15 protein-coding genes and 1 pseudogene are annotated in these 21,760 nt (G+C 72.0%); 11 read left to right on the top strand and 5 right to left on the bottom strand.

Annotation, left to right across the window (positions count from 1 at the left end; all coding sequences use genetic code 11):
• Positions 1–299 precede the first annotated feature (299 nt).
• Positions 300–1,076 (top strand): class I SAM-dependent methyltransferase, encoded by a 777-nt coding sequence (locus tag BJ964_RS49565; protein WP_407650853.1) that lies wholly within the window; start codon positions 300–302, stop codon positions 1,074–1,076.
• Positions 1,077–1,127: 51 nt separating this feature from the next.
• Positions 1,128–2,246, top strand: coding sequence for a lysylphosphatidylglycerol synthase transmembrane domain-containing protein (locus BJ964_RS24890; RefSeq protein WP_188122936.1), 1,119 nt, complete (start codon positions 1,128–1,130; stop codon positions 2,244–2,246).
• Positions 2,247–2,248: 2 nt separating this feature from the next.
• On the opposite strand, the gene BJ964_RS24885 is transcribed toward BJ964_RS24890, so the two are convergent.
• Positions 2,249–2,941, bottom strand: a complete 693-nt coding sequence (locus BJ964_RS24885; RefSeq protein WP_188122935.1) for a RibD family protein — start codon at positions 2,939–2,941, stop codon at positions 2,249–2,251.
• A gap of 130 nt (positions 2,942–3,071) precedes the next feature.
• Here BJ964_RS24885 and BJ964_RS24880 point away from each other — a divergent pair, with 130 nt between their 5' ends.
• From BJ964_RS24880 to recQ, 3 genes and pseudogenes are all read left to right on the top strand, one after another.
• Positions 3,072–3,725, top strand: a complete 654-nt coding sequence (locus tag BJ964_RS24880; RefSeq protein WP_188127137.1) for a GTP cyclohydrolase II — start codon at positions 3,072–3,074, stop codon at positions 3,723–3,725.
• Positions 3,726–3,775: 50 nt separating this feature from the next.
• Positions 3,776–5,698: a SpoIIE family protein phosphatase gene (locus BJ964_RS24875; RefSeq protein WP_229806867.1), complete on the top strand. Its 1,923-nt coding sequence runs from the start codon at positions 3,776–3,778 to the stop codon at positions 5,696–5,698.
• Positions 5,699–5,734: 36 nt separating this feature from the next.
• Positions 5,735–7,576, top strand: a pseudogene (gene recQ / locus BJ964_RS24870) (DNA helicase RecQ); the annotation flags it as partial.
• Positions 7,577–8,036: 460 nt separating this feature from the next.
• Here recQ and BJ964_RS24865 read toward each other — a convergent pair.
• Positions 8,037–8,735, bottom strand: a complete 699-nt coding sequence (locus tag BJ964_RS24865) for a YceI family protein (RefSeq protein WP_229806868.1) — start codon at positions 8,733–8,735, stop codon at positions 8,037–8,039.
• A gap of 382 nt (positions 8,736–9,117) precedes the next feature.
• On the opposite strand from BJ964_RS24865, the gene BJ964_RS24860 reads away from it, so the two are divergent.
• The gene (locus BJ964_RS24860; RefSeq protein ID WP_188122932.1) at positions 9,118–9,534 is read left to right on the top strand and encodes a DUF4259 domain-containing protein; all 417 of its coding nucleotides are present in this window, start codon (positions 9,118–9,120) and stop codon (positions 9,532–9,534) included.
• Positions 9,535–9,677: 143 nt separating this feature from the next.
• On the opposite strand, the gene BJ964_RS24855 is transcribed toward BJ964_RS24860, so the two are convergent.
• Positions 9,678–10,088, bottom strand: coding sequence for a VOC family protein (locus tag BJ964_RS24855; protein ID WP_188122931.1), 411 nt, complete (start codon positions 10,086–10,088; stop codon positions 9,678–9,680).
• 180 nt (positions 10,089–10,268) lie between these two features.
• On the opposite strand from BJ964_RS24855, the gene BJ964_RS24850 reads away from it, so the two are divergent.
• Positions 10,269–11,723 carry a hypothetical protein gene (locus tag BJ964_RS24850; RefSeq protein ID WP_188122930.1) on the top strand — a complete coding sequence of 485 codons (1,455 nt, stop codon included), beginning with the start codon at positions 10,269–10,271 and terminating at the stop codon, positions 11,721–11,723.
• A gap of 266 nt (positions 11,724–11,989) precedes the next feature.
• Positions 11,990–12,826, top strand: coding sequence for a class I SAM-dependent methyltransferase (locus BJ964_RS24845; RefSeq protein ID WP_188122929.1), 837 nt, complete (start codon positions 11,990–11,992; stop codon positions 12,824–12,826).
• Between the two features lie 1,061 nt (positions 12,827–13,887).
• Here BJ964_RS24845 and ppdK read toward each other — a convergent pair.
• On the bottom strand, positions 13,888–16,566 hold the full coding sequence (ppdK, locus tag BJ964_RS24840) for a pyruvate, phosphate dikinase (protein ID WP_188122928.1): 2,679 nt from the start codon (positions 16,564–16,566) through the stop codon (positions 13,888–13,890).
• Positions 16,567–16,833: 267 nt separating this feature from the next.
• A complete protein-coding gene (locus BJ964_RS24835; RefSeq protein ID WP_188122927.1) occupies positions 16,834–17,520 on the bottom strand; it encodes a hypothetical protein in 687 nt (228 codons plus the stop codon).
• A 124-nt stretch (positions 17,521–17,644) separates the two neighbouring features.
• Here BJ964_RS24835 and BJ964_RS24830 point away from each other — a divergent pair, with 124 nt between their 5' ends.
• From BJ964_RS24830 to BJ964_RS24820, 3 genes are read left to right on the top strand one after another with little or no spacing between them, the layout of a single operon-like run.
• Positions 17,645–19,102 (top strand): FAD-linked oxidase C-terminal domain-containing protein, encoded by a 1,458-nt coding sequence (locus BJ964_RS24830; protein ID WP_188122926.1) that lies wholly within the window; start codon positions 17,645–17,647, stop codon positions 19,100–19,102.
• Entirely contained in the window at positions 19,102–20,262 is a 1,161-nt protein-coding gene (locus tag BJ964_RS24825; RefSeq protein WP_188122925.1) for an FAD-binding oxidoreductase, read from the top strand. The genes BJ964_RS24830 and BJ964_RS24825 overlap by 1 nt, the downstream gene beginning before the upstream one ends.
• The gene (locus tag BJ964_RS24820; RefSeq protein WP_188122924.1) at positions 20,262–21,674 is read left to right on the top strand and encodes a heterodisulfide reductase-related iron-sulfur binding cluster; all 1,413 of its coding nucleotides are present in this window, start codon (positions 20,262–20,264) and stop codon (positions 21,672–21,674) included. Before BJ964_RS24825 ends, BJ964_RS24820 begins: the two co-directional genes overlap by 1 nt.
• The last annotated feature ends 86 nt before the right edge of the window (positions 21,675–21,760 follow it).

Here is a 21,760-nt window from a genome sequence, read left to right as displayed (position 1 = left end):
CGGGCACGCTCAGCGAGGGCGGGACCGCCGGTGGGACCGGGACGGCCGGTGCGGGCGAGACCGCCGGTGGAATCGGACCGTTCAGCGAGACCGGCCCCTTCCATGAAGGCGAACCGCTCAGCGAGACCGGGACGCCCGGCGACAGCGGGACGGCCGGGGAGATCGAGACGCTGAGCGAAACCGGGCCGCTCAACCTGGGCGGGGCGCTCGGCGGGACCGGGGGGATCGGGACTCTCACTGAGAGTGGGCCGATCAGCGGGGCCGGGCCGCGCGCCGCGGGGCACGAGCGGGCGGCGACGATCAGCGGCGACGGCGAGGGCGACTTCAGCGCGTCCTGGCTGGCGCTGCGCGAGCCCGCCGACGCGGCCGCCCGGGCCGCCGAGCTGGTCGGAGAGCTGCCCGGCCCGGTACGGACGGTGCGTGACCTGGGCTGCGGGACCGGTTCGCTGGGCCGGTGGCTGTCCCCGCGGCTGCCGCTGCCCCAGCACTGGATCATGACGGACCGGGACCCGGCGCTGCTGCTGCGGGCCGCCGGGGACATGCCCGAGGGGGTGACCGTCAGCACCCAGCGCCGTGACGTGACCGAGCTGACCGCCGCCGACCTGGCCGGCACCGACCTGGTGACGTGTTCGGCGCTGCTGGACCTGCTGACCGCCGCGGAGGTGGAGCGGCTGGCCGCGGTGTGCGCCGAGGCGAGGGTGGCGGCACTGTTCACGCTGTCGGTGACCGGCGAGGTGCGGCTCGCGCCGGACGACCCGCTCGACACGGAGATCGAGGCGGCGTTCAACGAGCACCAGCGGCGCGCCGAGGGTGGCCGCCGGCTGCTCGGGCCGGACGCGCCGGAGGTGGCGGTCGCGGCGTTCGAGAAGGTGGGCGCCCGGGTGATCGTCCGGCCGAGCGCGTGGCGGCTGGGGCCGGCGCTGCCCGCGCTGACCGCCGAATGGCTGCGCGGCTGGGTCGCGGCGGCTCTCGATCAGCGGCCCGATCTGCCGGTCGGCGACTACGTGGAGCGGCGTCTGGCGTCGCTACCGCACGCGTCCGTGGGACACCAGGATGTTTTAGCGATCTTCAGCTGAACCTTAAGCCGCCGGTCGGGCGTACTAGTCCTCGAAGGCTACGAGGGGACGATGGACGTGACGCGAGCGATCTGGACCTGGCTGAAACTGCTGGGCGGTGCCGGCATCCTGGCACTGGTCCTGTGGCGGTTCGGGACCGGCGCGTTCCTGGACGGATTGCGTGTGCTCGACACGGGCGCGCTGGTGGCGGCGCTGGGGATCGGCGCGGCGACCACGGTGCTGACCGCATGGCGGTGGTGTGTGGTGGCGCGTGCCCTGGGCATGCGGCTGTCGCTGAAGGACGCGACCGCCGACTACTACCAGGCGCTGTTCCTCAACGCCGCGCTGCCGGGCGGGATCCTCGGCGACGTGGACCGGGCGGTCCGGCACGGCCGGGACTCCGGTGACCTGGGCCGCGGCGTCCGGGCGGTGGTCCTGGAACGGATCGCGGGGCAGGTCGTGCTGCTGGTGGTCGGTGCTGCGGTGCTCGTCTCCGTACCATCGCCGGTGTTGACCCTGATGAAGGGGAACGCGGCGCGGGTGGCCGCGGTGAGCGTGGGTGTCGCGCTGGCCGGCGTCCTGATCGTCGCCGGTCTGCGGCGGCTGCGGCGTGGGCGTTCCCGGACGGCCGGCGCGGCCCGGACCGGGATGGCCGAGATCCGCGTGGGTCTGCTGTCGCGGCGCAACGGGCCCGCGGTGCTGCTGGCGTCGGCCGCGGCGCTGGCCGGGCACCTGGCGATGTTCATGGTGGCGGCGCGGGCCGCGGGCAGCACGGCGTCGCTGCTGGAACTGGCCCCGATGCTGCTGCTCGCGCTGCTGGCGATGGGCCTGCCGGTCAACGTCGGCGGCTGGGGTCCCCGGGAGGGGATCATGGCGTGGGCGTTCGGCGCGGCCGGGCTGAGCGCGGCGCAGGGTCTGACGATCGCGGTGGCCTACGGCATCCTGGCGTTCGTGGCGGCGGCGCCCGGCGCGGTGATCCTGGTGCTGCGCCTGGTGGCGCGCCGTCGCGAGCAGCCGATGGCCGCCCCGGCGCTCCCAGCGCTCACCGCTGCCCCGGTGACGCTCCCGGTCGTTCCGGCGCCGGCCATGGCGCCGCTCCCGGTCATCGTGCCGCTTCCGGCCGATCGTGGCCGGCGAGTTCCGGTACGGGTGGGGGCGCGCCCCGCCTACTCCGGCGGGGTCGCGGCTTGATCTCAGGGTCGGCCGAACCGCTCGGACAGCGCGTAGCGCAGCAGCACCACGTCACCCATCGGGCGGACCTCGGCGAGAGTGGCCCGGTTGCCGGAGCTCCACGGGAAGTCGCCGTCGTAGACGAACCGCGGCGCCCGCGAGTCGCCGACGAAGAACGGGGCCACCACCAGCTGCAACTCGTCGGCGAGACCGGCGGCGAGGAACTGGGTGTGCATGTGACCACCGCCCTCCACCATGAGGCGGCGGATGCCGCGCGCGCCGAGGTCGGCGGAGACACGGCGGACGTCCACCGGGTCACCTCCGTCGACCACGGTGGCCCGGTCGTCCAGCAGCTTCCGGGCCTCGTCCACGGTCGACGTGGCGCAGTAGACCAGCTTCGCGGACTCCCCCGTGGTGAAGAAGGACGCCCCCGGGTCGAGGTGGCAGCTACCCGTTACGGTGACCTTCACCGGGTCCGGATCTTCCCCGCGGGCGATCCGCTCGGCCCGGCGGGTCGCCGAGCGCACCAGCAGCCGCGGATTGTCCTGGCGGATCGTGCCGGCGCCGACCAGGATCGCGTCGCACTGTGCGCGGACCTCGTCGACCCGGTCGAAATCCGCGTCGTTCGAGAGGAGCAGCCGCTCCTCGGTCGTGTCGTCGACGTAACCGTCGATGGACATGCCACAGCTCAGCAAGGTGTAAGGACGCTCAGCCACCGATGACGCCTCCCGGGATTGTTCCTCACCATAATCCGCTGTGTGCGAGGACCGATCTCCGGGCAGTGCATCTGACGTCGCCGAGCACGGCGGGAACCAACGAGGAGGACCGATGTTCGAGGCCACGGCCATGCATATGACGGTTGCCAAGGCGAGCATTCGCCGTCAGGTCACCGTGCCGCTGCGTTTCCCCGACGGCTACGCGACGACCGCCCGGGTGATGACCTTCAACGGGCTGGACGACGGCAAGGAACATCTGGCGCTCGGCCTCGGCGACTGGCAACGGGCCCTGACCAAGTCGGCGGCCGGCGGGCGGGCCCCGCTGGTCCGCCCGCACAGCGAGTGCCTCACCGGCGACGTCTTCGGCAGCCAGCGCTGCGACTGCGGTCCGCAGCTGCGCGAGGCCGTCGAACGGATCGCCGAACAGGGCGGTTTCCTGCTCTACCTGCGCCAGGAGGGCCGGGGCATCGGCCTGTACGCGAAACTCGACGCGTACGCGCTCCAGGACGACGGCCTCGACACCTACCAGGCGAACGTGGCGCTGGGGCGGGGCGAGGACGAACGCGACTACACGGCGGCCGCGCAGATGCTGCTCGCCCTCGGTGTCGACCGGGTGCGGCTGCTCAGCAACAACCCGGACAAGGCCGGCCAGCTGGCCGACCTCGGGATCGACGTCACTCAGCGGATCCCGACCGGGGTGCACCTGTCCGCCGCCAACGTCCGCTACCTGAGCGTCAAGGCGTCGCACACCGCCCACACCATCGATCTGTCCCTGGCCGAGTGACGTTCGGCGCCTTCTAGCGGCGGGTCCGGCACGATGGCATGGTGACGAGCGTGAACCTACCGGATGCCGGTGAGCTCGACGCGATGATGGCCGCGGTCGATCAGCTGCCCTTCATCGTCGCCGTGTGCGAGGGGCCGGATCTGCTGCTGGTGGCGTGCAACGCGGCGACCCGTGCGGTACTGCCCGGGCGCGACATCCTGGGCCGCCCGATCCGGGAGGTCATCGCCGACCTGGCCGGACAGCAGTATGTGGACGCCTATCACGAGGTGTACCGCACCGGGGAGCCCGTCATCGGGCGGCAGTGGCGGACCCACATCGAGCAGCCCGACGGCTCGGTGCTGGAGATGTTCGCGACGTTCACGATCGTGCCGTGGCTGGACGCCGACGGCGGGCGGCGCGGCGTCATCGGGGCCGGGTTCGACGTCACCGAACTCGCCCGTACCCGGCTGGCCGCCGAGGCCGAGGCGGACCGGCTGCGCCGCCGCTACGAGCAGAGCCGGGACGTGATAAACGCCCTGCAACGGGAGCTGCTGCCGGCCGGGCTGCCGGTGCTGCCCGGGTTGCAGGTGGCGGCCAGCTATCTGCTCGCCGACGCGGACACGGCGGCCGGCGGCGACTGGTTCGACGTGGTGGCCCGGCCGGACGGGCGGGTCGCGCTGGTGGTCGGCGACGTGGTGGGGCACGGGGTCACCGCCTCCGGGGTGATGGGGCAGCTGCGGGCGGTGCTCCAGGAACGGCTCGACGCCGGGGCCGGCATCTCCGAGGCGCTGGCCGCCGCGGACCGGTTCGCCGGGCGGGTGCGGGCGGCGTACGCGGCGACGGTGTGCCTGGCCGTCCTCGACGCGGGCACCGGTGAGCTGTCGTACTGCACGGCCGGCCATCCGGCGCCGCTGCTCATCCCGGCCGGCCGCGACGCCCGCTACCTGCCCGGCACGTGGGGTGTCCCGCTCGGCACCGGCGGAACGTTCCCGGTCCGCACCGAACGGCTCGCCGAGGGCGACCTGCTGCTGCTCTACACCGACGGGATCCTGGAACGGCCCGGCAACGGGCGCGACGGCACCCTGGACAGTGCCGTCGAACTGGCGCACGTGGCGGCGGACGCGGCGGCCGGGCGGGCGCTGCGGGACCCGGAGACGGCCGCCGAGCGGGTCTGCACCCAGACGCTGGAGCTGCTGGTCCGGGCAGGTGGGCACGCCGACGACATCACGTTGCTGGCCGCCCAGCGTGTCCCGGCCGTACCGGAACTGACGATCGATCTGCCGGCGGAGGCGGCGGCGCTGCGCGGCGTCCGCAGCCGGCTGGCCGCCTGGCTGGCCGAGGTCGGCGCGGCCGAACACGACGTCTTCGCCCTCCAGCACGCCGTCGGGGAACTGACCACCAACGCGATCGAGCACGGGTACGAGTTCGGCCGCGACGTCGTCGAGATCCGGGCCGGGCTGGACCGTACCGGCACGGTCGAGGTCACGGTCACCGACCACGGCGGCTGGCAGGTGCCGCAACGGCAGCCGGCCCGCGGCCGGGGCCTGGCGCTCACCGCCCAACTGGTGCGCAGCCTGCGGGTCGAGCCGGGCGCCGACGGCACCGTCGTCACCGTCCGGCATCCGCTGGCCCGCCCGGCCCGGCTGCTGGTCCGCTTCGACGAGGCGGCCGTCGTCGTGCCCCACGCCACCGAACTCACCATCGCCGAACTGCCCGGTGGGGTCGAGGCCCGGGTCCGCCTGGACGGCCCGGTGGACGCCGCGTCGGCCCAGCAGGTGCGGCAGGAGCTGCTGCGCCGCAGCCGGGGCGGCACCGTGCCGATGACCGTCGACCTGTCCGGGGTCAGCCACCTGGCCAGCGCCGGGGTGTCCGCGCTGCACCAGGTCGCCGAGAGCCACCACGACGAGAAGGCGCCGCTCGTCCTGGTCGCGGCCACCGGTTCCCCGGCTCAGCGGATTCTCGACCTGGTCGGACTCCCGTCATCCACAGGGTGAAACCGATCATCCGTTCGGCTCTCTAGACTTCGCGGGGTGACTTCGGCCCCCTCGCTTTCCGTGTCCAGCGCCACCGACGCCCTCAACCGGGTCTTCGGCTACCCGTCGTTCCGCGGGCAGCAGGGCGACATCGTCGAACACGTCATCGGCGGCGGCGACGCCCTGGTGCTGATGCCCACCGGCGGCGGCAAGTCGCTGTGCTACCAGATCCCGGCGCTGGTCCGGCCCGGCACCGGCGTGGTGGTCTCCCCATTGATCGCGCTCATGCAGGACCAGGTCGACGCGCTGCGCACCCTGGGCGTCCGGGCGAACTTCCTGAACTCGTCGCAGGACCTGGAGGAACGGCGCGTCGTCGAGGCCGAGTTCGTGGCCGGCGAGCTCGACCTGCTCTACGTGGCGCCCGAGGGCCTCGGCACGGCCGGGGTGCAGCGGCTCCTCGACCGGGGGAAGATCTCGCTGTTCGCCATCGACGAGGCGCACTGCGTGTCGCAGTGGGGCCACGACTTCCGGCCCGACTACCTGGCCCTGTCGATGCTGCACGAGCGCTGGCCGGACGTGCCGCGGATCGCCCTGACCGCCACCGCCACCCCGGCCACCCGCGACGAGATCGCCACCCGGCTCCAGCTCACCGACGCGCGGCACTTCACCGCCAGTTTCGACCGGCCCAACATCCAGTACCGGATCGTGCCCAAGAACAACCCGTCCCGTCAGCTGCTCGACCTGCTGCGCACCGAGCACGCCGGCGACTCCGGGATCGTCTACTGCCTGTCCCGCGCGTCGGTGGAGAAGCACGCCGAGTTCCTCTCCCAGAACGGGATCCCGGCGCTGCCCTACCACGCCGGCCTCGACGCGCGGACCCGCTTCCAGAACCAGTCGCGCTTCCTGCGTGAAGACGGTCTCGTCATGGTCGCCACCATCGCCTTCGGCATGGGCATCGACAAGCCGGACGTACGCTTCGTCGCACACCTCGACCTGCCGAAGTCACTGGAGGGGTACTACCAGGAGACCGGGCGCGCCGGACGGGACGGGTCGCCGTCCACGGCCTGGCTGGCGTACGGGCTGCAGGACGTGATGCAGCAGCGCCGCATGATCGAGGGCTCCGAGGGCGACCTGGCGTTCCGGCGCAACGCGGCCCGCCACCTGGAGGCCATGCTGGCCCTGTGCGAGAGCGTCACCTGCCGGCGGGCGCAGATCCTCCAGTACTTCGGCGAGACCTTCGAGAAGGCGTGCGGGAACTGCGACAGCTGCCTCAACCCGCCGGAGTCGTGGGACGGCACGGTGCCCGCGCAGAAACTGCTGTCCACGGTGTACCGGCTGCACAAGGAGCGGGGGCAGCGGTTCGGCGCCCAGCAGACCATCGACATCCTGCTCGGCAAGCGCACCGACAAGGTGAGCCGGTTCCGCCACGACCAGCTGACCGTCTTCGGGATCGGCGCCGACCTGACCGAGGTCGAGTGGCGCAACGTGGTGCGGCAACTGCTCGCCGGCGACTTCCTGGCCGTCGAACCCGCCCATCAGACGATCACGCTGACCGCGCGCAGCGGTGAGGTGCTGCGCGGGGAACGGAAACTGCTGATGCGCCGTGAGGTGGCGGCCCCGCGAGCGTCCCGGTCCTCCTCCCGGTCCGCGACCAAGGCGGCCGCCGCGCCGGCCGACCTCACCGGGGAGGCGGTGGGTCTCTTCGAACGGCTGCGGACCTGGCGCGGCGCCACCGCCAAGGAGCAGGGCGTCCCGGCGTACGTCATCTTCCACGACGCCACGCTGCGGGCCGTCGCGGCTCTGGCGCCCACCTCGCTGGACCAGCTCGGGACGGTGAGCGGGGTCGGCCAGAGCAAGCTCACCAAGTTCGGTGACCAGGTCCTGGCCGTGGTCCTCGGCGAGCCCTTGCCCGATGCCGCCGCGGCCGACCTTTCCGGCTCCGCCCCTGCCCCTGCCCCTGCCTCCGCCCCGGCCTCTGCCTCCGCCTCCGCCCCTGCCCCTGCCCCTGCCCCTGCCTCCGCCTCCGCCTCCGCCCCTGCCTCTGCCTCTGCCTCCGCCCTGGCCTCCACCTCCGGGACGGCATCGGCTCCCGCTTCCGGGCCGGGCTCGGCGCCTGTTTCCACCGCCCGGGATTCGGGTCGTGCCGCCCGCCCGGGTTCCGGCGGATCGTCGGGCGCCCGGCCTCCGCGGCAGTCCACCGGGCCCGCCGGCCTCTACAACGGGCCGGAGCCCGAGGCCGACCCCGGATACGCCGAGTACGACCTCTTCGACGAGGAGCCCAACCCGTTCGACGACTGAGGCCGACGGTCTCGCGCGGCACCCCCTGTGAGCCCGGACGGATCCGGGCTCACAGGCCGGGTCAGGAGTCGCGAACGGCCTCGCCGGCGATCTCGATGCGGATCTTCTTGCCGACCAGGACGCCGCCCGCCTCCAGCATCACGTTCCAGATGAGGCCGTAGTCCTCGCGGTCGATCTCGGCGGTGGCGCTGAACCCGAAGATCTCCCGGCCGTACGGATCGCGGCGGGCCCCACCGAACTCCATGTGCATGTCGATCTGCCGGCTCACGTTCTTGACCGTCAGATAGCCCTTGATCACGAAACGGCCGGAGTCCCGGGTCGCCGCGGGCGGCAGATCGGCGGTGGTCCCCCGGCGGCCGAGCGGATTGTTGCGCAGCCGGGCCCAGTGGAAGATCGGATCACTGTCCGACTCCCAGACGATGCCGGTGCTGCGGTACGTCAGCGTCGGATAACGCTGCACGTCCAGGAAATCCGGGCTGGACAGGTGCGCGTCCCGCTCCGGATTGTGGGTGTTGATGGAGTCCGCCCGAATGGTCGCGGTGATCGACGACCGCAGCGGATCCCCCGCCACCACGATCGTCGCGCCGCCTTTCGCGAATTCACCCCGGATCGGGCTGACCATCATGTGCTGTGCCTCGAAGCCGATCCTCTTGTGTGCCTCGTCCAGTGTGTAAACCCCTGGGTCCGGAATGATCAGGCCGTTCCACTCACGGATCGGCCGGTCGACCGTCACGTCGCTCTCCCCCTCAAGCAACATCATGGCCGCACGGCGGCGCACGAGCCCCCCGGCTCGCCTGATGTCGATTTCTCCGGGAGTCTAAGCACGACTGTGATCACACAGTCACCCCGAGGAATGCGTTTCGTGTCGGCCACCACAGTGGACCAGCCACCCGAAGATTGGTCATTAGCCCCCAAAATCATCGGCCGCGCGTGCCCCTTCTCACTCTTCCTGAGCAGCGGGAACGCCATTCCGTCGCACTATCCGGGACACCCCTCCAAGACCCCTGTCGGAAGAGTGACACGGAGTGCGCGTAGCGCTTGACTGTCACTCAGCGTGACGCAACACCTTCACCATTGGAGTCACCGGGGAACGTGTGATCATCTCCAGGACACGACGCCACGAAACACATAGGAGGAAATGGATGGGCGCCTGGGACTTCGGGCCGTTCGACAACGACGACGCCGCAGATTGGAGCGGCGACCTGCGTGAGGCCGCCCCCGGCGAGCGCGCCGTCCTGATCCGCGAAACCCTCGAGGAAGTCCTGCACGAGGGCGAATACCTCCAAGTGGACTCCGGCAACCATGCCGTCGCCGCGGCGGCCGTGATCGCCTCGCTGCTACCCGGCGGCACGGCGCTGACCACCCCCTACGCCCCGGATTTCCGCACCGAGGGCGGCGTCCTCGACCTGCCGGGCGACCTGCCCGCCCTGGCCCTGCGCGCCCTGGACCGGGTGGCCGGCGACGACTCCGAGTGGGCCGAGCTGTGGGAGGACGGGCTGCCGAAGGCGCTCGCCGCGCTCCGGCCCATCCGCGAGATCCTGGAAGCCGCGGCCGCCTGACCTCCGACCCCCATCCGCGAGATCCTGGAAGCCGCGGCCACCTGACCTCCGACCCCCATCCGCGAGATCCTGGAAAGCCGTGGCCACCCGGCCTCCGGCCCATGGGCGGCCCCGGCGTCATCGGGGCCACCCACGGGCCGCCGTCAGTTGGCCCCGACGATGTTGACCATCCATGGGATGCCGAACCGGTCGACCAGCTGGCCGAACTCGTCGCCCCACATCTGCTTCTCCAGCGGCACGTTGATCGTGCCGCCCGCCGAGAGCCCCGCCCAGGCCTTGCGCAGCTCGTCACCGTCCCCGCCGCTGAGGCTGACGGTGATGTTGTCGCCCGGCGTGTGGCTCATGCCCGGCGGGGTGTCGGACACCATCAGGGTGTAGCCCTGCGGCGTCTCGAGCTGGGCGTGCATCACCTGGTCGGCGATGGCCGGATCGGGCGCGCCGAACTGGCCGAACGTGTGCAATGTCAGGTCACCACCGAAGATCGACTGATAGAACTCGATGGCCTCACGCGCGTTTCCGCTGAACGCGATGTACGGGTTGAGCCGGGACGTCATCTAGCACTCCATCATCGTCGAATTCGCGATCCCCTCGAACGCTAGACCCGCCCCCTGACGTTTTCGGCCCGATCGGCTCCGCTCCACCCGGCCGGGTCGGCGACGGAACGTGACTTGTCGTACCCGGCCGGTAGCATTCCCGCAGCAGACCGGCAGGCACCACCATCGATCGGAGGACACGTGACCGCGACCGAAGATCACGGCGTGACCATCCTCGACCGCACGCTGCGGCTGTCCCTGCACACCCGCAACGGCTCCGACGACCACTTCCGATGCCTGCTCGACGACGCCCTGGCAACCGTCCTCGGCACCGGGGCCGACCTGCCGCGGATCCTCCATCTGAGCGTGCTCCGGGGCCTGCTCTCCACCCCGGCCGCCCCGGGCCCGCGCCGGAGCGAGCAGCCCGCCGACCCCCGCCGGCACCTGTTCACCGCGCCCGCCGACCTGCCCCGTGCCCTGCTCCCGGCGCCACCCCATCCGGGCAACCCGTATTCGCTGGCCCGCCTCCTGCGCGTCTTCGTCACCCACCTGGCGCCCACCGACCGCCACACCGCGACCGCCCTGGCCAACCTGATCGAGGATCCCGGCGAGGCCGCCGTCGCCCACTGCGCCCTGGTCCGCGCCGCCGTCCGGGTCCACGACCTGGAGGGTGAGGCACACGCCTGGTCCCGGCTGCGGCACCTGATCACCCGGATGCCGTCACTGTCCTGGCCCGGCGGCGCGACCGCCCACGACCGTGACGTCCTGGCCTATCTGCGGCCCGATCACCGGGCCCGGTTCGACACCGCGATCGGCATCCTCGAGCTGGCCCCCGACCTGGGCCGTGCCCTGCTCGCCGAGCTGCCGGGGCTGAGCGCCGTCTACCGGGAGGCCTACGCGTGCGACGCCTCCGACCGCTACACCGCCCAGCGCCTGGCCGGCCGCCGGCCCGACCCCGCTCTCGCCCACGCGCACAACACCATCCGGCAGACCCCGTCGAGCAGCAGCGCCGTGGCGGCGGCGGTCGTCTCCGCGAACGAGCAGATCCTCGGCGGTCCGGAGCTGCCGGTCGCCGACCCGGTCTACCGCCTGCACGCCCGGATCACCGCGCGCACCGTCCGCGCCCACCAATTGGGGGCCGACGACCTGACCCCGGAGCCGGTGCCCGCCCCGCTCGATCCGGCTCGCCTGCCGGCGTATGCGGGAATAGTCCGCCACAACGCCGACACCCCGATCGTCGCGGCCCTGGCCGGCCGGGTCCGCGCCGAGGCCACCGCCCGCGACGACCGAGAGGCCCTGTTCATCCTGGCCGACGCCGGTTACACCGATCCGCTCGCGGTCCTGGCCGGCGCCGCCTACGCCACCCCGCAGGCGGTCCTGGCCGCCGCCGGCCCACCGGTTCCCGAGCTGTCGACGCTGCTCTTCCGGCATCGCCCGGCCGAGGCCGCCCGCCACCTGAGCGCCGCCGCCGTCGCCGACTGGCCGACCGCCGCGGCCGTCTTGGAGCACGCCGTCACCGAGTTGCTCGCGTCGGCCGGCCCACGCATAGCCCACGACCTGCACCGAGCCGTGACCAGCGCGTTCACCTGCGCCACCCCACCCGGCGCAAGCCCACCCTCGGTGATCGACGGCACCTACCCCGACGCCAGCGGCTGATCCCGTCCCACAGCGCCCACAGAACGCCCCCCAGCCCGGCGAGCCCGAACCAGCCCCGGCCGCCCGAACTCACAAAACGCCGGCCCCAACCGGCGAACCCGAACCAACCCCGGCCGCCCGAGCCCACAAAAACGCCAGCCCCAACCGGCGAACCCGAACCAACCCCGCCCATCCGAACCCACGGAGCGGCCGGCTCAGCACCGGCCGAACCGAAGCGAGACCCGCGGGGTCCCACCCGGCGGAATCACGGTCCTGAAAGGAATCCGATGACCTTCGACGACGCGACCCGCGATCGCATGGCCGCCATCGAGGCGAATTGGGACGAGCGCACCCCCATCCACGCCGCGAGCCGGTTCTACGATGTGGCCGGTCGCGACCCGGAGAGCTGGTTCGCCGACTACGAGTGGTCCGACATGGGTGACCTGACCGGCCGCGACGTCCTGCATCTCCAGTGCCACCTCGGCACCGAGACAGCCGCATTCGCCCGCCGGGGCGCACACTCCGTGACCGGCCTCGACGTGTCCAGCGCCTCCGTCCGGACAGCGCGCAAGCTGGCCGCCGACGCCGGCCTCCCGATCGAATACGTCCACGCCAACGTCTACGACGCCGCAGAGGCCCTGCCGGGCCGCAGTTTCGACCTGGTCTACACCGGGAAGGGCGCCCTCTGCTACCTACCGGACCTGGATCGCTGGGCCGGCGTGATCAAGCAACTCCTGAAGCCCGGTGGCTCACTTTACGTGGTCGAGTTTCACCCGGTGCTCCAGTCGATCGGCATGGTTCAGCGCGACCCCGGCGATCAGTCCCTGCTGCTCCGCAAGGACTACCTCGCCGGCCGCGGTGCCGCTGAACTCGACGCCACCCGCACCTACACCGACGGCCCGGCCCTGACCGGGGCCACCGTCAGCTACGAGTGGTCCCACGGTCTCGGCGAGGTGGTGACATCCCTGGTCCAGGCTGGTCTGACCATCCGCTCCCTGCACGAGAGCGACGAGATCCCCTGGCCACGCTGGCCCCACATGCGCCCCATCGGCACCGGCTTCTGGCGCCTTCCCGACGACGCCCCACGTATCCCCCTCTTCTACGCCCTCTCGGCAACCAGTTGACCCCCAGGCCCCGGCCGGGACTTCCGCTCGCTGACAGCGCTTGCTTCGGCGAACACGCAACGCGCGAGTACGGATGGGTAGGTGGAGACCACCGCCACCCGGCTCTGACCGGACAAGGGCGGGCCGCACTCCGGCTCGCCGGGCAAGGAGCCGGCGGTCAGGCTGCGGGTCGGGAAGCGACGAGCTTGTGGATCTCAGCGGCTGGTTTCAGGGCGGTTGCGCCGGCCGACCCGGTCCGGCCGCGGCGATCCGCGCCTGGCCAGACGCTGCTGGTCCGGCCAGGCGCTGCTGGTCCGGCCAGGCGCGGATCGATTCGAGGCAGTTGAGACAGCCCTGGGAGTCTCTTCTTCGGTTGTTGCCTGGCGTCGATGCAAAGTCGCCTGCTCGCGTGCTTTCCCGCCTTCGCCGCGACATTCGACCGGTCACCGCCGACCGCTCGAGCCATCCGCAAGTACCGATGTAGACCTTGAGCGATCGTCGCTGAATGGCGCGATTTGCACCATTGCGGCTGTCCGGGCGGGGCGTATCCGATCACCCAAGATCATCACCACCGACGCCCCTCACTCCAGGCCTCACGGCCCCAACCCACCGCCCACCGCCACCCACCACCCGTCGCGATCTTGGACGATTTCCCACCCGCGCTGGTGGCTGATCGCCCAAGATCTCGGACTGCAGGGCACGGCGCAAACAGGACGCATCAGCCCTGCCGGACCTTGGACGAATCATCACCGGACGCGGTGGGCAGACGTCCAAGATCTCGGACGGCAGGGCACGACGCAAACAGGACGCACCAGCCCTGCCGGACCTTGGACGAATCATCACCGGACGCGGTGGGCAGACGTCCAAGATCTCGGACGGCAGGGCACGACGCAAACAGGACACACCAGCCCTGCCGGACCTTGGACGAATCATCACCGGACGCGGTGGATAGACGTCCAAGATCTCGGGAGCCGGCGGGACGGGGAAGGTGCGTTTGGGGGCGGCGACGTGCGTACCGGAAATGGGGTTGGGCGGTGGGTGCGAACGGAGCCGCACCCACCGCCCGGCTGAGTGGGTAGAGATCAGCGGTGGTCGGAGCCCTCGGATTCGATGGCCGCCCGGCCGGCTTCCAGGCGGGCGATCGGCACCCGGAAGGGCGAGCAGGACACGTAGTCGAGGCCGACCTCGTGGAAGAAGTGGACGGAGTCGGGGTCGCCACCGTGTTCGCCGCAGACGCCCAGTTTGAGGCCGGGGCGGGCGGCGCGGCCCTCGTCGGCGGCGATCTTCACGAGGCGGCCGACGCCGTCGGTGTCGATGGATTCGAAGGGGCTGATGCCGAAGATGCCGAGTTCGAGGTAGCGCCAGAAGAAGGCGCCTTCGACGTCGTCGCGGGAGAAGCCCCAGCCCATCTGGGTGAGGTCGTTGGTGCCGAAGGAGAAGAACTCGGCGGCCTCGGCGATCTGGCCGGCGGTGAGGGCCGCGCGCGGGACCTCGATCATGGTGCCGATCAGGATGTCGACGCCGGAGTCGCCGACGGTCGCGGCGATGATCTTCTCGGCTTCGGCGCGGACCGTCTCCAGTTCCTGGACGGCGCCGACCAGCGGGACCATGATCTCGGGTCGGGGTCGGCCGCCTTCGGCGGCGAGTGCGACGGCGGCCTCGGCGATGGCGCGGACCTGCATGGCGAACAGGCCGGGGATGACCAGGCCGAGGCGTACGCCGCGCAGCCCCAGCATCGGGTTCTGCTCGTGCATCCGGCGGACCGCGGCGAGCAGTTGTTCGTCGTGTTCGACGTGCCGGCCGTGTTCGTGCGCGACGGCGACCTTGACGGCGAGTTCTTCCAGTGAGGGCAGGAACTCGTGCAGCGGCGGGTCGATGAGCCGGATGGTGACGGGCAGCCCGTTCATCTCCCGGAAGATCTCCAGGAAGTCGGCGCGCTGGAGTGGCTGGAGGGCGGCGAGGGCGTCGTTGCGCTCGGCCTCGTTGCGGGCCAGGATCAGGCGTTCGACGAGTTCCCGCCGGTCGCCGAGGAACATGTGCTCGGTGCGGCACAGGCCGATGCCCTGGGCGCCGAAGCGCCGGGCGCGGGCGGCGTCGAGGCCGGTGTCGGCGTTGGTGCGCACCTTGAGCCGCCGCGCCGAGTCGGCGTGGGTGAGGATCCGGTGCACGGCCGCGACCAGTGGATCGTTGGCGTTCAACGGGTCCAGGTCGCCCTCGAAGTACTGCACGACCTCACTGGGCCGGACCGGGACCTCGCCGAGGTAGACGCGGCCGGTGGTGCCGTCGATGGAGATCGTGTCGCCCTCGCGGACGGTGTGTGAGCCGATGGTGAAGCTGGCGGAGGAGACTTCCATCTCGTCGGCGCCACAGACGCAGGTCTTGCCCATGCCGCGGGCGACCACGGCGGCGTGCGACGTCTTGCCGCCGCGGCTGGTGAGGATGCCGTTGGCGGCGATCATGCCGGGCAGATCGTCGGGGTTGGTCTCGCGCCGAACCAGGATGACGGGCGCGCCGGAGGCGGCCACTTCGACGGCCCGCTGCGAGGTGAAGACGACCTGTCCGTAGGCCGCGCCCGGTGACGCTCCGATGCCGCGCGTCAACGAAGAAGGCTCGAAAGTGAGGTCGAATCGGGGGAACATCAGCTGGCCGAGCTGCGCGCCGGTGACCCGGGTGAGGGCCTCGTCGAGGTCGATGACGCCCTCGTCGACGAGCTGGGCGGCGATGGTGAAGGCGGCGGCCGCGGTGCGCTTGCCGACGCGGGTCTGGAGCATCCACAGTTTGCCGCGCTCGATGGTGAACTCGATGTCGCACAGGTCGCGGTAGTGGCCCTCGAGAGTGGCCATGATCCGCATCAGCTCGGCGTACGAGTCGGGGTCGAGCCGTTCCAGGTCGGCCAGCGGGAGCGTGTTGCGGATGCCGGCGACCACGTCCTCGCCCTGCGCGTTGGCCAGGTAGTCGCCGTAGACGCCGGGCTCGCCGGTGGCCGGGTCGCGGGTGAAGGCGACGCCGGTGCCGGAGTCGGCGCCGAGGTTGCCGAAGACCATGGCGACCACGTTGACGGCGGTGCCCAGGTCGGCGGGGATGCGCTCCTGGCGGCGGTAGAGGACGGCGCGGTCGGCGTTCCACGACCGGAAGACCGCCTCGACGGCGAGGTCGAGCTGCTCGCGCGGGTCCTGCGGGAACTCGTGGCCGGTGTGCTTGGCGAAGACCTTCTTGTACGCGGTGACCAGCTCCCGCAGGTCGTCGGCGCCGAGCTGGACGTCGTCGCGCACCCCCTTGGCGACCTTGGCCTCGTGCAGCGCGTCCTCGAACTCGTGGCCGGGCACCTCGCACACGGTCTTGCCGAACATCTGGATGAGACGCCGGTACGAGTCCCACGCGAACCGGTCGTTGCCTCCGGCCTGACGGGACAGCCCGGCCACCGATTCGTCGTTGAGCCCCACGTTGAGGACGGTCTCCATCATGCCGGGCATGGAGAACTTCGCGCCGGAGCGGACCGACACGAGGAGTGGGTCGGCCGGGTCGCCGAGGCGGCGGCCCATCCCGGCCTCGAGCGCGGCGAGGTGCGCGTCGATCTCGGCGGCGAGGCCGTCGACGTGGGTGCCGTTGCGCAGGTACTGCTGACAGGCTTCGGTGGTGATCGTGAAGCCGGGCGGCACGGGCAGGCCCAGGTTCGTCATCTCCGCGAGATTGGCGCCCTTGCCACCCAGCAGATCCTTGAGGTCCTTGTTGCCCTCGGCGAAGTCGTAGACGAACTTCATGCCCCATACCTCCGGTGAAGAATCCGCGGCGGATACTAAGTCCTGCCCTGGGATTCGTAAGGCTAAGCACGTCCGGAGTGAATAGTTAACAGTCTCGTGGACTTTTCCACAGGGGTTCGGTGATGTCTGCTCGGTACGCGCTCTCTCCGCGCAGCAACGCGCACGGGGGCGAAGAGTCCGGCAGAAGTAAGGGCGCCGCTGCGAATTCCACGGGGGAAGAACTCGCAACGGCGCACCGCGAACATTAGACGACGTTTGTCCGTGTGTCTATCCCACCCGCTGCACGACCGAGCCGACCAGCCGCTGCCAGTCGGCCTCGAAGCCCGGCGACGGGGTGCTGTTCTCCAGCCGGTAGATGGCGTACGTGCCGACGAGCACCACATTGCGGGTGCGCAGCACGGACACGGCGGTGTCGGCGGTGCCGGGGTGCTCCGACTCGTACAGCTTGTGGCGGACGATCACGAACCCGGACCAGGCGCCCTCACTGAGATCGCGCACCTCGGCCGTCTCGGTGTAGGCGGGCTCGTTGCGGTCGGCGGTCTGGGCCGCCGCCACACTCGCCGAGGGCGGGCACTGGTCGGCGACCACCCGCAGCAGCTCCTGCCCGGCCTTGGCGCTCGCCTCGTCGGCGAAGACGAGAGCGGTCTGGTGCAGGGTCTGCGCGCCCTTCTCCCCCTCGTCGGCGGCCGACGACGTCACCACCTCGGCGCCCGGCGGGGCCTGCGGTGGCGTGCTCGCGCCGCCGCAGAAGCTGACCATCTGCTGCGGGCTCGCGCTCTCCTCCGGGGCCGCCCAGGCCGGGCCGATCTCGGTGGGCTGCAGGAACGCGCCGCGCATGGTGGTGGTGGTGATCAGGCTCTCGTCGGGGTCGTCCGAGGAGGTGCACCCCGCCGCCAGGACCAGGGCGCAGGCGGCGCCGAGGACGGCACGGAGGGGTCTGGCGGTCTGGAGCATCCGGCAATAGTGCCAGACCGCCGGCCGAAAGATGCCGGGCGGTCGATCCGGCCGGCTTCCCATCGCGCGGCGGGACGATCACGGTTAGCGTGAGCCCAGGGCAGTGACGCCGAGGAGGTTCGCGATGGGCATCGACGCCTTGGCCGTGCGGTTGCGGGCCGAAATGGGCCCGAACCAGGTGCTCACCGACCGGCAGCAGTTGCGGACGTACGAGTGTGACGGCCTCGCCCACTACCGCGTGATCCCGGCGCTGGTCGCCCTCCCGCACACCGCCGCCGAGGTCGCCGCCGTGGTCCGCGCCTGTGCCGGGGCGGGGGTGCCGTTCGTGGCCCGCGGATCCGGCACCGGCCTGTCCGGTGGGGCGCTCCCGCACGCCGAGGGGGTGCTCATCGTGACCTCGCAGCTGCGGGAGATCCTGTCGCTGCGGCCGGAGGACGAGCGGGCCGTCGTCCAGCCCGGCGTCATCAACCTCCAGGTGTCGACGGTGTCGAAGGAGCACGGCTACTACTACGCCCCCGACCCGTCCAGCCAGCAGATCTGCTCCATCGGCGGCAACGTGGCGGAGAACGCGGGCGGGGCACACTGCCTCAAGTACGGCTTCACCACCAACCACGTGACCGGGCTGGAGGTGGTCACGCCGGACGGCGACCGGGTCCGGCTCGGCGGCGCCGCCCCGGACACCCCCGGCTACGACCTGCTCGGCGCGTTCGTCGGCTCGGAGGGCACGCTCGGGGTCGCCACCGAGGTGACGGTACGTCTGACCCGGCTGCCGGAGACCGTGCGCACACTGCTGGCCGCCTTCCACGGCACCGACCAGGCGGGCGCCGCCACCTCGGCGATCATCGCGGCCGGGGTGGTGCCGGCCGCCATCGAGATGATGGACGCGCTGTCCATCGAGGCCGCCGAGGCCGCCGTCCACTGCGGCTATCCGGCCGGTGCGGGCGCCGTCCTGATCGTCGAGCTGGACGGACCGTCGGCCGAGGTCGCCGCCCAGTTCGACGAGGTGACCCGGCTCTGCGACGCCAACGGCGCCTTCGAGACCCGGGTGGCCGCCGACGACGACGAGCGGCAGCTGATCTGGCGGGGCCGCAAGTCGGCGTTCGCGGCGGTCGGCCGGATCAGCCCCGACTACATCGTCCAGGACGGGGTGATCCCCCGGACCGCGCTGCCGGAGGTGCTGCGCCGCATCGACGAGGTGGCCTCCTCGCACGGCGTCCGGGTGGCGAACGTCTTCCACGCCGGTGATGGCAACCTGCACCCGCTGGTCCTGTTCGACGCCCGGGTTCCCGGCGAGGAGGGCCGCGCCGAGACCGTCTCCGGCGCCATCATCGACCTCTGCATCGAGTACGGCGGCTCCATCACCGGCGAGCACGGCGTCGGCGTCGAGAAGGCCCACTACATGCCGCGCATGTTCACCGACACCGACCTGGACACCATGCAGCTGGTCCGCTGCGCCTTCGACCCCGGCGGCCTGGCCAATCCGGGCAAGATCTTCCCCACTCCCCGCCTGTGCGGCGAACGCCCCGGCCGCCGCACCGGCCCACATCCCCTGCAGGAGTCCGGCGTGGCGGAGATCTTCTGATGAGCGTTCTCGACGACCTCGCCGTCAAGGCGGGTGACGACGATGTGGTGTGCGGTGTTCCGGCCCGCTTCGTCGCCGCTCCGGCAAGCACCGAGGAGGCCGCCGCGCTGATCGCGGCCGCCCGCGATCTCACCGTCGTGATCCGCGGCGGCGGCACGAAGATCCAGCAGGGACCGCCACCGCGTGACCTGGATCTGATCATCGACACCCGCCGGCTGGCCGGGGTGGTGGAGCACGCCGCCGGGGACCTGATCACCGTCGTCCGGGCCGGCACCCCGATGGCCGAGCTGCACGCCCTGCCCGGCCAGCAGCTGGCGCTGGACGCGCCGCCCACCGCGACGGCCGGCGGCGCCGTCTCGGCGAACGCCTCCGGGCCGCGGCGCCTGCGCTACGGCACGGCCCGCGACCTGCTGATCGGCGTCACGGTGGTGCGGCCGGACGGCCGGATCGCCCGGGCGGGCGGCAAGGTGGTGAAGAACGTCGCCGGGTACGACCTGGGCAAGCTCTACACCGGCGCGCAGGGCACGCTCGGGCTGATCACCGAGTGCGTCTTCCGCCTGCATCCGGTCCCTCTCGACACCGCTTTCGTACGGGCGACCGCCCCGCCCACCGCGGTGGCGCGGATCCTGGCCGCCCAGCTGGCCCCGAGCGCCGTGGAGATCGACGCCGGGCCCGGCGCGCCCCCGGAGATCGCGGTCCTGGTGGAGGGCACCGAGGAGGGTGTCCGCGACCGCGCGGCCGCCCTGGCCCGGCTCCTCGACGGTGAGGTCACCGACCTGCCGCCGTCCTGGTGGGACACCCCACCGTGGCCGCCGGGCGGTCTCGGCGTGAAGTTGACCGGCGTCCTCTCCGCGGTCCCCGCCCTGGTGAAGGCCGTGATCGCGGCCGGCGGCACGATCCGTGGTTCGGCCGCCACCGGTGTCCTCCACGCGGGGTTCCCGTCCGGGGCGCCGGCCGGGATCCCGGGAGTGGTGGGCGCCTTGCGGGCGGCGGCCACCCGGGCCGAGGGCCATGCCGTCGTGCTGACCGCGCCCGACGGGACCCTCGACGGCCTGGACATGTGGGGGCCGGTGCCCGGGCTGGAGCTGATGCGCCGGGTGAAGGACCAGTTCGATCCGGACCACCGCTTCGCGCCCGGCCGATTCGTGGGAGGGATCTGATGTCCGATATCGACGACGGACTCCACACGCCGGTGGACGCGGCACGCGGGATCGGGACGCCGCCGGTCGACGCGCTGCGGGCGGCCGGGACGCCCGGTCCGCCGGTGGGCGGGCCGGCGTTCGACTCCGACCATCCGCCGCGCGCCGATCTGGTGTCGGACTGTGTGCACTGCGGGTTCTGCCTGACCACCTGCCCCACCTACGTGCTGTGGGGTGAGGAGATGGACTCGCCTCGCGGACGGATCCATCTGATCGGGCAGGGTCTGTCCGGGGAGCCGCTGAGCGACTCGATGGTCACCCACTTCGACCGTTGTCTGGGCTGCATGGCCTGTGTGACCGCGTGCCCGTCCGGGGTGCGCTACGACCGGCTGATCGAGGACACCCGCGCCCAGGTGGAGCGCCGGCACCCACGGACGGCCCGGGAGCGGGCCCTGCGGACGGCGATCTTCGCGCTCTTCCCGTACCCGAAACGGCTCCGGCTGCTGCGGGGGCCGCTTCGCGCGTACCAGATGTCGGGTCTGCAAAGGCTGGTGGCCCGCAGTGGCCTGCTCCAGCGGCTGGCCCCGACGCTCGCCACACTGGATTCGCTGGCGCCGCGGCTGCGCGGCGTGCCGCGTCCGCCGGCGCGCGTGCGCGCACGCGGCGCCCGGCGCGCGGTGGTGGGCATGCTGACCGGTTGTGTTCAGTCCGCGTTCTTCCCGGACGTCAATTCGGCGACGGTACGGGTCCTCGCCGCCGAGGGCTGTGAGGTGCTGATCCCGCCCGGCCAGGGCTGTTGCGGGGCGCTGAGCGTGCACAACGGGCGCCGTGCCGAGGCGCAGCGGTTCGCCCGGAAGCTGATCGACACGTTCGAGCGCTGCGGCATGGACTACTTCGTGGTCAACGCGGCGGGCTGCGGCTCGTCGCTGAAGGAGTACGGCGAGCTGCTCGCCGACGATCCGGTCTACGCCGAGCGGGCGGCCGCGTTCACCGCGAAGGTCCGCGACCTGTCCGAGCTGCTGGCCGAGCTGGGCCCGGTCGCGCCGCGTCATCCGCTGCCGCTGACCGTGGCCTATCACGACGCCTGCCATCTGGCGCATGCCCAGGGCGTCCGGGCGCAGCCGCGGGCCCTGCTGCGCGGCATCCCGGGGGTGGAGCTGCGGGCGATCGCCGATCCGGAGATCTGCTGCGGTTCGGCCGGCGTGTGGAACGTGCTGAACCCGGTCCCGGCCGCCGAACTGGGCGACCGCAAGGCGAAGGCGGTCCTGGCGACCGGCGCCGACCTGCTGGTGACGGCCAACCCGGGTTGTCTCATGCAGGTGGCGGCCGCGGTCCGCCGCCGGGGCGGGTCGATCGCCCTGGCGCACACCGTCCACGTCCTGGACGCGTCGATCCGCAATCTCGGCCCCGCGGCACTCCTCGACCGTGATTGATCACCTGGTGGGGTAACGCGGGGAGGCGGGCCCCGTAGCACCCGCTCTCCCCGCTCTCCCGGCCGGACGGCTGCCGGGTGAAATCG

It is taken from the genome of Actinoplanes lobatus (assembly GCF_014205215.1).
GTDB classification, from domain to species: Bacteria; Actinomycetota; Actinomycetes; order Mycobacteriales; family Micromonosporaceae; genus Actinoplanes; species Actinoplanes lobatus.
This window is presented reverse-complemented; position numbering and strand designations above follow the sequence as displayed.

Bases quoted from the DNA above. Each gene is read 5' to 3' on its own strand.
- BJ964_RS24890 (WP_188122936.1), top strand. From the start codon at position 1,128: ATGGACGTGACGCGAGCGATCTGGACCTGGCTGAAACTGCTGGGCGGT.
- BJ964_RS24880 (WP_188127137.1), top strand. From the start codon at position 3,072: ATGCATATGACGGTTGCCAAGGCGAGCATTCGCCGTCAGGTCACCGTG.
- BJ964_RS24865 (WP_229806868.1), bottom strand. From the start codon at position 8,735: ATGATGTTGCTTGAGGGGGAGAGCGACGTGACGGTCGACCGGCCGATC.
- BJ964_RS24860 (WP_188122932.1), top strand. From the start codon at position 9,118: ATGGGCGCCTGGGACTTCGGGCCGTTCGACAACGACGACGCCGCAGAT.
- BJ964_RS24855 (WP_188122931.1), bottom strand. From the start codon at position 10,088: ATGACGTCCCGGCTCAACCCGTACATCGCGTTCAGCGGAAACGCGCGT.
- BJ964_RS24845 (WP_188122929.1), top strand. From the start codon at position 11,990: ATGACCTTCGACGACGCGACCCGCGATCGCATGGCCGCCATCGAGGCG.
- ppdK (WP_188122928.1), bottom strand. From the start codon at position 16,566: ATGAAGTTCGTCTACGACTTCGCCGAGGGCAACAAGGACCTCAAGGAT.
- BJ964_RS24835 (WP_188122927.1), bottom strand. From the start codon at position 17,520: ATGCTCCAGACCGCCAGACCCCTCCGTGCCGTCCTCGGCGCCGCCTGC.
- BJ964_RS24830 (WP_188122926.1), top strand. From the start codon at position 17,645: ATGGGCATCGACGCCTTGGCCGTGCGGTTGCGGGCCGAAATGGGCCCG.
- BJ964_RS24825 (WP_188122925.1), top strand. From the start codon at position 19,102: ATGAGCGTTCTCGACGACCTCGCCGTCAAGGCGGGTGACGACGATGTG.
- BJ964_RS24820 (WP_188122924.1), top strand. From the start codon at position 20,262: ATGTCCGATATCGACGACGGACTCCACACGCCGGTGGACGCGGCACGC.